At 68.6% G+C, this 12662-nt stretch carries 1 protein-coding gene (cut by a window edge); it reads left to right on the plus strand.

The window, feature by feature from the left end; all coding sequences use genetic code 11:
- Nucleotides 1-12662 carry the 5' portion of an Ig-like domain-containing protein gene (locus ACSQ8Y_RS09655; protein ID WP_436266234.1) on the plus strand. The gene runs 8518 nt beyond the window's last position, so 12662 of the gene's 21180 nt are visible here — the first part of the coding sequence; the start codon lies at nt 1-3; its stop codon lies off the right edge, out of view.

Here is a 12662-nt window from a genome sequence, read left to right on the forward strand (position 1 = left end):
ATGGCCCGCCGTTCCCGCACCGCACGCAATTCGAACCACGTCCACCGCCGCAGCGGCATCAGCGCGCTGATGGTACGTTTGCTCAGCCGCATTGGCGGCTGGATCTGGCGCGATTGGCGGCGCCTGGGCATGGCCGCGCGATCCTGGCTGGGCGAGCGCCTGGCGCAGGCGCGCCGCGCGCGGCCGGCGCCGGCTGCCGGCAGTGCGCCGGCGCCGTTCGGCTCGCCCTTCAGCTCGCCGTTCAGCTTCGAGGCGATCGAACCGCGCGTGCTGCTGTCGGGCGACCTGAGTTTCGGCACCGCTTCCTTCGCGCCTGCGGGCGCCGCGCCGGGCGGCGCCGCCAGCGCCACCATCCAGCTGCTCAAGCAAGGCGACGACGCCCTGGGCGACGCGGTCCGGGTCAAGGTCTACGCCTCGCCCGATGGCCAGCTGGACGGGACCGACCGCCTGCTCGGCCAGTTCGACGTGCCTCCGGCCCAGTTCGGCGCGGGCGGCGCGGCGCAAATCCAGATCCCGCTCGACACGGGCGCAGTGGAGCTGCCTGGAAACTACCGCCTTATCGCGGTGGCAGACAGCGAGAACAGCTACGCCGAGACCGATGAAGGCAACAACACCGCCGTCATGCCCGGCACGCTGGCGCTGGCCGGCGTGGCCGGCGAAACACCGGACGGCATCATCCCCGCCATCACGCTGACCGACGCCGACGGCACCCGCTTTACCCTGTCCATCAGCGGCAAGGGCACGGTGGCGGTGGCAGGCGGCGCCGGCGGCTACACCCTGCAGGTGACGGGCAGCGACGCGGCGACCCAGCTCGCGCTGACCGCTGCCGGCGGCGACGGCCGCGTGCTGCTGGCCGGCGTCACCGTGGCCGGCAGCATCAAGTCCATCAGCGGCGCCGGCGCCGACCTGGCCGGCGCGCTGACGGTCTCAGGCGCGCTGCGCACCCTGGTGCTGCGCGACGCGGCCGGCGCACAGATCAGCACCTCCGGCAGCGGTCTGCTCGACATCACGGCCCGCAACTTCAGCGGCGTGCAGTTGCAGACCACGCAGGTGGCCGATGTCGTCAAGTTCAATGCCTGGACCGGCAGCGCCGGCGCACCGTCCAGCTTCAAGGCCGCCGGCCTGAACAACCTGACCGCCGCCCAGCAGTTCACCGCCGACCTGGTGCTGTCCGGCGTGGGCGCCGGTCCTCTGGTACTGGGCAACTTCAAGGCCGGCGGCAGCGTCGGCGCCGGTTTATGGTCCATCGGCGGCCGCGCCGGCAACATCGCCTTCGGCAGCAGCGAAGCGGGCTGGCACGCCAACGTCAAGGGTGCACTCAGCCAGCTGGCCGTCAGCGGCAACCTGTCCGGCCTGCTGGCGGTGGCCAGCCTGCAGATGCTGCAGGTGAGCGGCTCGGCGGTCGGCTTCACCTTGCTGGCCGGCGCCGACCTCGGCAGCGATGCCGCCCTGGGCGGCACCGGCCCGGCAGCCGACAAGTTCGGCGCCGGCACTGTGGCGCGCATCCGCATCAGCGGCGCAGTGACAGGCAGCGCCTTCCTGATCGGGGCCGACCCCGTCAACGGCGTATTCGGCGACGGCGACGACGCCCAGCTCGGCACTGCCACGAACAAGCTGCAGGAACTGTACATCGGCGGCGCGCTGGACGCCGCCAGCCGCCTGGTCGCGCCCGCCTTCCCCGCCACCGTCAACGTCAACGGCGCCGTGGTGGCCCCTGCCAGCTTGCCGCAACTGAGCAGCGTGCCGCGCGACACGGCCGCCCCGCTGCTGACGGCCGCACTGTCGGTCGACACCGGCGCCAGCACCAGCGACGGCATCACCAGCAACCCCGCCGTGTCCGGCACGGCCATCGATCTGAAGGGCACGACCGCGCTGTTCGCCGTGCTCGACCCGGCCGGCGCCGCGCTGCCCTCGGTCGACCTGAGCGCCAGCCTGCAGGCCAACGGCGCGTTCACCGTCAGCGCCGCGCAACTGGCCGTGCTGGCCGGCGGCGCGCTGGCGCAGGGCGCGCACACGCTGCGCCTGCAGGCGCGCGACGCCGCCGGCAATCTGTCGCAACCCGTCGATGTCGCTTTTACGTTCGATTCGCTGCCGCCCGCCGTCACCGCCTTCGACCTGGATGCCGCATCCGACACCGGCGTGGCCGGCGACCACAGCACCACGGCCGCCACCGTCACCCTGGCCGGCGTGGCCCTGACGGCGGTCAGCGTCAAGCTGCTGGGGCCGGACACCGTGCTTGCGGTCGGCGCCGACGGCAAATTCGAATTCGCCGGCCTGGCCCTGGCGCTGGGCGTCAACAGTTTCACCGTCGCCGCCACCGACGCGGCCGGCAACACCAGCCAGCACATGCTTGAGATCACCCGCACGGGCACAGGCAGCGGTACCGCTCCCTCGCTCAGCGCGGCCCTGCTGCACGACACCGGCAGTTCCAGCATCGACGGCCTGACCAACGACCCGGCTGTACACGGCGTCGCCGGCGGCACGGTGAAGGCCGCGCGCCTGCTGGCCACGCTCGATCCCGACGGCAGCGCACTGCCGCTGACCGACGTGTCGGCCAGCCTGGCCGCCGACGGCAGCTATACCATCAGCGCCGCCCAGATGGCCGCGCTGGCCGGCGGCGCGCTGGCCGACGGCGCCCACGTGCTGCGCCTGCAAGCGGTCGACGCCGATGGCAACAAATCGGAACTCGTCGATGTCAGCTTTACACTGGACCGCGCTGCGCCCGCCACATTCAGCTATGCGCTGTCCGCAGCCGATGCCAGCAATGCCGACCTGACCACGGCCACCTCGGCACGGGTGCAGATCAAGGGCCAGGCCGAAGAAGGTGCCACCGTCGCGCTGTCCAGCCAGGGCCTCAGCGCCGTCGCCGGCGCCGGCGGCGTCTTCATCCTGCCGAATGTGACGTTGGCCATGGGCGAGAACCTGATCACGCTGACGGCGACCGATGCCGCCGGCAACGCGTCCAGCCTGGCCCGCACGTTCACCCGCGTCGCACAGCTTCAGCAAGACGCCGTGCTGACCTGGAACAACATCGCGCTGAAGGCGATCCAGCTCGACGTCAGCGATCCGGCCATCGCCACCCGCGTCCTGGCGATCCAGAGCCTCGCGGTCTACGACACGCTGGCCGCCATCGAGGGCACGCCAGCCTACCTCGTGCAACGCAATGTCACCGGCCCGCTTTCGGCCGAAGCGGCGGTGGCCGAAGCGGCCTACCGCGTGCTGTACCAGCTGTACCCGGGACAGCGGGCCATATTCGATACGGCACTGGCCGCCAGCCTGGCATTGATCACCGATGGCGCCGCCAAGGATGCGGGCGTGGCGCTGGGCAAGAGCATCGCCGAGGACGTACTTGCCGTCCGCGCCAACGATGGCTATCTCGATTTCGCCGCCGACGACGGCAGCAGCGAGCTGGGCAAGTGGCGCCCCACAGGCCCCGCATACCTGGTCGCGCAGCTACCACAATGGGGCGAAGTGACGCCGTTCGCCCTGGCCTCGGGCAGCGAATTCCGCTCCGGGCCGCCGCCCGCGCTGGACTCCGCGGAATACGCCGCCGCGCTCGAGCAGACCCGCCTCATAGGCGGCGCGACCGGCAGCACGCGCACCGCCGACCAAACCCAGCAAGCGCACTTCTGGGCCGACGGCGGCGGCAGCATCACACCGCCGGGGCATTGGAACCAGATCGCCGCGCAGGTGGCCGCAGCCGAAGGCAACAGCCTGTCGGCCAACGCCCGCCTGATGGCGCAGCTCAACGTGGCGCTGGCCGACGCGGCCATCGCCTGCTGGGATGTCAAATATACCTACGACGCGTGGCGGCCGGTGACCGCAATCCAGGAGGCCGGCCAGGACGGCAACGCCGCCACCACGCAGGACGACAACTGGCAGCCGCTGCTGATCACCCCGCCGCATCCGGAATACGTGTCGGGCCACTCGACGTTCAGCGCCGCCGCCGCCGGCATCCTGACCGCCGCCTTCGGCGACAACGTCAACTTCAGCGCCACCAGTTCCACGCTGCCTGGCGTCACGCGCAGCTTCGCCAGTTTTGACCAGGCCGCGCAGGAGGCGGGGGAAAGCCGCATCTACGGCGGCATCCACTTCGAGTTCTCCAACCAGGCCGGGATGGCCTTGGGCAAAAATGTCGCCACCGCCGTGCTGAGCAGATTCGCGCTGACCGAAGACAAGCAGGCGCCGAGCGTGGTGCTCGGCGACTCCAAGGCGGCGAGCAACGCCAACCTCACACTCACCGGACAGGTGCTCGACAATCTGTCGGGCGTGGCAAGCGCGCAATACCGCGTCGACGGCGGTGCGCTGCAAACGCTGGACTTCGACGGGACCGGCAAGTTCAGCCTCACCACCGCGCTCGCGCTCGACGGCAGCGCCGACGGCGCGCACACCATCACCCTGCTGGCGCGCGACGCTGCGGGCAATCTGAGCGCCGCTTACACCCGCGACTTCACGCTCGACACCAAGGCCCCCGCGCTGGCATTGGCCAGCATCGCGAACGGGGACGCGCTCAACGCCGCGTCGCGCCTCAGCGGCAGCGCCGATCCCACCGGCTCCGCGCTCGTCAGCCTGAACTACAGCATCGATGGCGGCGCCAGCAAATCCTTGACCTTCGATCCGGCCACCGGCACGTTCGACCAGGCGCTGCCGCTCGGCGAGCTAGCCATAGGCGACCATACGCTGATGCTGAAAACGCAGGACGCGGCAGGCAATATCAGCACCCTGAGCCGCAGCATCAGCGTCGCACAACTGACGCCGTTTGCGGTGAGCAAAGTCACGCCGGCAGACGGCAGCGGCGATGTCGGCACGACCTTCCGTCCGCAGGTCTACTTCTCCCGCGCGGTCAACCCGGCCACGCTGACGGCGCAGACCTTCTACGCCACCGGCCCGGACGGGAGCAAACTCGACGCGATCATCGTGCCGGCGCTCGACGGCAGTTTCGCGTGGCTGTTCTTCAACGCGCCCATGCCGGGCGGCAGCACCGTCACCTTGCATCTGAATGGCGCCGGCATCCGCGCCGCGCAGGACGGCAGCTTCCTCGATGCCGACGGCGACGGCGCCAGCGGTGGTGACCTGGCCTGGAGCTTCACTACGGTCAGCACCACCACCATCGCCGGCACCAAGCTGGTCGGCAAGGTGGTCGACCCGGGCGCCGACCTCCAACCGATGACCTTCGACGACATCCGGCGCGGGGCCGACGGCGTGATCCACACGCCGGACGATGTGTTCCTGCTGCCGATCGCCAACGCCAGGGTGTTCATCGTCGGGCGTCCCGACCTGAGCACCTACACCGACGCCGACGGCAATTTCTCCTTCGACGGCGTGCCGGTGGGCGACGTGAAAGTCGGCATCGACGGCCGCAGCGCGACCAATCCGCCGGCCGGCGTGTTCTTCCCCGAAATGGTGATGGACGTGGAACTGCGCCCCGGCATCACCAACACACTGATGGGCAGCATGGGCTCGCTGGATGCGCAGCAGGCCAACGCCGACCGCGCCGAAGTCTATCTGCCGCGCGTCCAGACTTCATCGCTGCAGCAGGTCAGCAACAGCACGCCGACCACGATCACAGTGGACGAAAAGTCGGCCCCTGCGTTGACCGACGAGCAGCGCAACGAACTGACCTTGACCGTGCAACCGGGCAGCGCGGTCGGCTTCGACGGCCAAGTGCTCGACAACGTGAAGATCGGCATCAACACCGTGCCACCGGCGCTGGTGAAGGACATGCTGCCGCCGGGCGTGATGCAGCACACCTTCGACATCACGATCCAGGCGCCAGGCGTGGATACATTCGCGGAGCCGGTGCAAATCACCTTCCCGAATGTGTTCAATGCAGCGCCGGGCACCAAACTCAATATACTGAGTTTCGACCACACCACCGGCCGCCTGGTAATCAACGGCACGGCCACCGTGTCGGCGGACGGCAAGACGGTGGTGTCGGACGAAGGCTCGGGCATCCTGGCGCCGGGATGGCATGGCATGACGCCGCCAGGCGGCCCGAGCGATCCGCCGTGCGACCCGACGGTGCCGAAGGACAAGGAGGTCCCGCCGGTGCCGCTCGTCAGCGGCGTCCAGGACTATTTGTTCAAGGACGATGCAGGCACGTTCACTATCAGCGTGGGCAACAATGCGGCCAAACTGGACCCGAGCAAGGACGCCTGCGATCCGGTCAACGAGCATGCGACGCCATTGGTCGTGAAGATCACCGTGGAAGGCAACACGGGCAGCGGTGAATTCCTCACCGGACTGATGCCGGCGCTCGTGTTTTCCCTGGCGCCACAGCAGATCAAGAACATCAAAGTCGACATGAAGGCCCTGCTCACGGCCGCCAATCTCGATGCTGCGCTGGCCGACATCCTGTACGGCGCACGCATCAAGATCGAAGGCTACAAGTCCGACAGCAGCGGCGCCGCGTCCGGCGGGGACTTGATCAACAAGCAGATGTTCGTGTATCGCTTCTTCGATGCCGCGGATAACAAGCACGACGATGGGCAGGTCGACTTCATCAAGACGCTGGCCGACGGGCTGGGCAAGGTATACAACGACATCCCCTATCTCGAAGAGATTCCGGCGTCGGCCAAGCCAACCTACGCCATGGCCTCGAGCGGCGCGCCGACCGGCACCAATTTCGAAGTGCATACCTCGGCGCTGCGCTTCGATCCCTTCCAGATTACCGGGGACCGCAACGACACGATACAGATCAAGACGCCCGAGGGTAAGAGCGCAGGCACCCTCGCCACGCACGGCGTGGCCACCGCGCCGCAGGTGGTCAAGTTCTCGAAGGCCGAGTTCCTGGCGTCGCTGACGACTGTCGTCGACGACCCCATCGGGACGATGAACAAATTCCTTTCCATACTGCCGCCGGTCGCGAGTCCAGGCGACAAACCGAGCACCGCGCCGGGGTTCGCGGCCTTCGCCAATACGCTCTATACCGACGTGGTCAAGGCTGTCTACGCGGACTTTGCTACCGTCGATCCGTTGACCGCGTCGGCGCTGACGCTCGCCGACACCACGGCGGGCGACGGCATCCCCGTCCAGTGGGCCAATACCTACCGGACGCTGTTCGGGCTGGTCACCGTCAATCCGCTCGGCGGCACCACTGCCGCCAATGCAAAGTGGGCGGACTTCAGCAACACGCTGTTCCAGCAGGACGTGACTAACGAGGGCAGCATGTCCTGGCTGCAGAGCGCCTACTCGTTCTCGTCCTACACGAACCGTGCGCCTAGCGATTATCTCAACGTCAATCTGAACCAACTCGCCAACAACAACGACATCTACAGTCCCCAGACCACCACGCTGGCCGGATTTTCCCAGCTTCTCGGCAACATTCTCACGCATGAGATCGGCCACGACCTTGGCGCGATCCACTATCGGGGCCTCGCACCCGCGGATACCTATGTCTGGGGCAGCATCATGGGCTACGACGCCAACCTGGACACGGTCGCAAGTTTCGGGCCCAGCTTCGGCGCCATCGTCAACTACTCGCTGGGCCTGCCGGTGGCGCAGGGTGTGTTCAACTCCACGTATGGCTATTACAAGACGTATGCGCAGCTCGACACCTACTACGCATTCGACAATGCACCGAGCCCGCGCCATGGCGATCAGCACGACATAGAGGATTTTGCGGACCTGCGCGTGTTCGCACAGCCGTTCATGCCGGGAGACCCTGCACCGGATGAAGTCTTGAGCGTCGATTTCGGCCGCACGGTCGCGGACGGCGCGCACGGGCAACTTGCCAGCAAGACGCTGTATCTCGTCAGCGACGGCACCGCTCCGGTCACCATCAACAGCATCCATATCACCGGCGCGAGCGGTCCGTTCACGGTGTCGCTCTCCGGCACGCTGCCCATCACGCTCGACGAGCACGACTTCACCGAGGCAGGAACGGGATTCGCGACCCAAATCATCACCGTCAGCTACGACCCGGCCACAGTGGGCATGGATAGCGCAGTCCTGCAGATCGACAGCAATGTCAACGACGGCTTGACGCCGCTGAAAATCGCGCTGCGCGGAACCGGCGCGTACGCCGGCGCAGCGGTCGCCCTCGACGTCCCGAACAACAACCTGGGCGGCCAGTCCTTAACAGGCGGCACCAAGACCGCGTCGAATTTCGCCACCATACGCAACGACGGTTCAGAGGCGCTGACGATTACCCAGGTCCGGGTCAGCAACGGTGCCGGCAACTTCAGCATTGTGAACCTGCCGACGGTGGATGCGGCCCATCCGCTGGTGCTGAACGCCGGCGCATCCCGCACCTTCGATATGTCGTTCACGCCGTCGCAGCTCGGCCTGCAGCGCGGAACCCTCGAGATCGTCTCCGACGATCCGCGTACCCCGGTCAAATCGATCGGGCTGGTCGGAACCGGGGTTGGCGAACTCACCAAGACGCTGCAGTACCACGACAACTACGTCGCGCTTGAGAGCCTCGACACCCCGGGCCTCCCGATGCGCACGATCAGCGACTCGGCGGGACACTGGAGCTTCTTCCTGCCGCCGAACGAACGCGTGCACTACGTCATATTCGATGCGGCCAGCGGCCTCGTGTCGCACGGCTACGATCTGACCTCGCCCAGCGGCCAGAAGACCGAGCTGATCGGTGGCACCTTCCAAGCCAGCACGGCGCCGGATTCCGATGGCGACGGCTTGCCCGACGATATCGAATTCGCCATCGGCTCCAGCCTCAACAGCAAAGACACGAATAAGGACGGTCTCGACGATTTCGCCTCCATCCAGCAAGGCGTCAATCCGCTTGGCAACCTGGCGGTGCCGACAGGCGTGCTGGCGGCCGTCAACCTGCAGGGCACGGCCGAAGCGGTCGCGGTCGCCGGTTCGGCCAACGACCCGGGCCAGCTCACCGCCTATGTCGCCACCGGCAACCAGGGACTCGCCATCGTCGATGCATCGAAGTTCACCAAACCGTCCTTGCTCGCTGAGCTTGATTTACCAGGCAACAACACGGACGTGGCGGTCGACGCCGCGCGCAACTTGGTCGCGGTCGCCGCCGGCGACGCCGGCCTGCACCTGGTCGATGTCAGTACGCCCACGGCACCGGCACTGCGCCAGACCATCACCTTCACCAGCCCGGTCACGCACGTCGAGGTGCGCGACGGCATCGCCTATGTGACTGCCGGCGAGGCCGTTGCGACGGTCGACCTGAACACCGGCGAGATCCGCGCGACGCTCGATCTCGGCGCGCTGGGCGGCAGTACCCTGACCGACCTGGCCTTCGACGGCAACACCCTGTATACGATGGATGCCAATCGCATATTGCGGGCCATCACGGTCGCTGGCGATCTGCTGACGCCGCGTGGCGCGATCACGCTCGCCAACGGCGGCGGCAAGCTCTTCGTCGGCGGCGGCGTGGCCTACATTGCCGGCCAGAGCGGCTTCCAGCAGGGGTACAGCACGGTGAATGTGTCCAACCCGGCAAGTCTTGTCCTGCTGAGCAACCCCGATGCGACCAATATCGCCAACGCTGCGATCGTGGCCAATGGTTCCGGCCTGGCGGTCAGCGTCGGCGTGCTGCCTGCCATCGGCAACGTGGTGCACGTGGTCGATGTTTCCGACCCCGCCCGCACCGACCGCTTCATCACGCAGTACGCCTTGCCCGCCGCCCCCAGGGATGTGGCGCTCGCCAACGGCCTGGCCTTCGTGGCCGACGGCACGGGCGGCTTGCAGGTCGTCAATTTTGTCGGCTTCGACACCCAGGGCGTGGCGCCCGCCGTCTCGATCGCCGTCGACGCGGTCGACGTCGACCCCGCCAAGCCCGGCATCCAGGTGCTCGAAGGGCGCACGGTCAGTGTCCGTCCCACGGTCGGCGACGATGTCCAGGTGCGGAACGTCGAACTGCTGGTCAACGGCACGGTGGTGTCCGACGATGCAAGTTTCCCTTGGGAGATCACCGCGCAGGCGCCGTCCATCGCGAACGGCGGCAGCACGCTGACGCTGCAGGTGCGCGCCACCGATACCGGCGGCAACGCCACGCTGTCCCAGTTGATCACGCTGGACGTTGTGCCCGACACCTTCCCGCCGGTGCTGGCGGCGATCAATCTCGAAGAGGGCGCGCGGCGCTTCTTCGTCCGCTCGGTGGACCTGAGCTTCGATGAACCGCTCGATCCGGCCCGCCTGGACGCCGGCGGCGTGACCATGGTGCGGGCCGGTGCGGACGGGCAGTTCGGCACTGCCGACGACGTCGCCATCGCCGTCCATCTCGACACCCGCAACTTCAGCCAACGGCTCAGCATCCTGACCGACACCTTCCTGTCGCCCGGCTCGTATCGCCTGCGCATCGATCCCTCCATCATCGCCGACCGCGCCGGCAACGAGCTGGCAGCGCCCATCGTGCGCAACTTCACCGTGCGCCCGGCCAGCGACATCCGCGCGGCCACAGGCGTGCCGGAGATCCCGACCGCGCCGTCGGCCAACCCCGGCCAGCAGATCGGCGTCGCCGTGCCCTTCGACCCGGCCACGGCCAAGCTGCAGGTCACCGTCGGCGACAGCAACGGCGGCACCAGCCAGCAGGTGGTGGGCGTCACGCGCTGGGACGCGGCAACCGGCACCGCCTGGTTCAACCTCCCCGCGAACGCCGTCAGCGGCGACGCCGTGGTGTATGGCATGGTCGGCAGCGTCCGCACCGATTTCGCCGACGGCACATTCCCGCTGCAAATCGTTCCGGTGGTGACCGGCGTCGAGGTGCAGTCGGTCAGCGCCGACGGCAGCAGCGCCACCCTGATCCTGCGCGGCAGCGGCTTCGTCGAGGGCCATGACAGCGAATACCGCTTCGGCAGCGGTGCCGGCGCGGTCGTCGTCGCCGACCCCGGCAACGGCACCGGCCCCGACGTGCAGCAAGTCTACGACCCCTACTACGCGCAATACATCAACGGCCAGGTCTACCTGACCGTGCCGCTGGCTAACGGCGCCTTCGGCCCGATCAGCGTCAAGACCGCCGGCGGCGTCAGCGCCAGCTTCACCGCCAGCCTGGGCGCGGTGGTCGCCACCGCGCTGTCGGGCACGCCCGCCGACCCGGCCAAGGCCTCGGCCAACGCCGGCCAGGCCGTCAAGCTGACCGGTTCCGGCCTGTCCACCGACAGCGACGTGCTGCTGCGCTACACCGGCATCGACGGCGCGCCGGCCATGCTGCGCCTGAGCCCGGTCTCGGCCAGCGCCGACGGCAGCGAGGCCACCTTGCTGCTGCCGGCCGAGGCGAACGGCGTGTTCGCGCTGCAGATGTTCGGCTCGGCCAGCCAGCCGCTGCTGCAGATCGTGCCCACCCTGAGCCGCATCGACGGCACGAGCACGCTGTACGGCAGCGGTTTCGTCGAGGGCGCCACCAGCTACACCCTGCCCGGCGGCACCGTCAGCGACACGGCCGTCGCCGCCGGCATCGACGTCGGCTACTACTACGACGCCCAGCGCGGCATCTACGTCTACAACGGCGCCGCCAGCTTCGGCAGCGCCCTGCCGGTCCACTTCGGCTTCGGCTCGGCCAGCGTCACCACCGCCGGCGGCACCTCGGTGACGCTGCCGGTGACCGCCATGCGGCCCGGCACCGCCACCGCGGCCGTCGGCGCCATCGCCGACGTCGCGGTCGACCCGGCCAGCGGCGCCTTGTGGACCCTGGACCAGGACAACCCCGGCCACCTGCTGCGCATCGACCCGGCCAACGGCCTGGTGCTGCAGTCCATCGCGCTGACGCCGGCCTTCGGCAACCAGTACACGGCCAACTACGCCGGCCTGCAGATCGCGGCCCAGGCCACCAGCCTGGCCGGCACCGCCGTGCCCGCCGGCTCGCTGCTGCTGTTCTCCGGCTACCCCTACAACGGCGGCAACAGCGTGGCGGCCATCAATCCGGCCACCGGCGCGCTGATCGCCAAGCTGGTGCTGCCGGTGAACTACTACGCCACCGCCGGCGTCGTCGACCCCGTCAGCGGCCACCTGTTCCTGCTGTCGCACCAGTTCAACCAGATGGTCGAGCTGAACGCGGCCACCGGCGCCGAGATCGCCCGCGTCAACGTGCCGTTCAACGTGCAAAGCTACGCCGGCATGGCGCTCGATCCGGTGGACGGCAACTTCTGGATCGGCAGCTACGGCAACATCGGCGAGCTGGTCAAGGTGAACCGCGCCGGCGTCGAACTGCGCCGTGCAGACATCTCGGGCCAGGGCCTGAACAGCAACCAGATCACCGGGCTGGCCTTCGCGCCGGACGGCAGCCTGCGCATCGCCACCATCGCCGGCCTGATCCACCGCGCCACCCTGGGCGACGACTTCAGCGTCAAGGCGCCCACGCTGACCGGCCTGGCCGGCAGCGCGCTGCAGGGCACGCCGGCGCAGGCCACCGTGGCCAGCGCCAACGTCGGCCAGGTGGTCGAACTGGCCGGCAGCAACTTCGGTCCCGGCACGCAAGTGCTGTTCAACGTGCGCGACAACGCCGGCGTCTTGTCGGTGCTGGCCGTGCGGCCGCAGCTGATCAACGCGGCCGGCACCCGGCTGCAGGTGCTGGTGCCGGACCAGGCCGCCAGCGGCGACGTGCGCGTGTCCAACATCGGCACCGCCAACGCCGGCTTCGGCAGCCAGAACGACGCGGTGCACCGCGCCCTGACGTTCACCTTCACCGCCGCCGGCGCCACCAGCACGGTGCGCTTCGCCGACGGCGGCCTGGAGGCCAT

This window comes from Pseudoduganella sp. LjRoot289 (assembly GCF_964252925.1).
Taxonomy (GTDB): Bacteria; Pseudomonadota; Gammaproteobacteria; order Burkholderiales; family Burkholderiaceae_D; genus Rugamonas.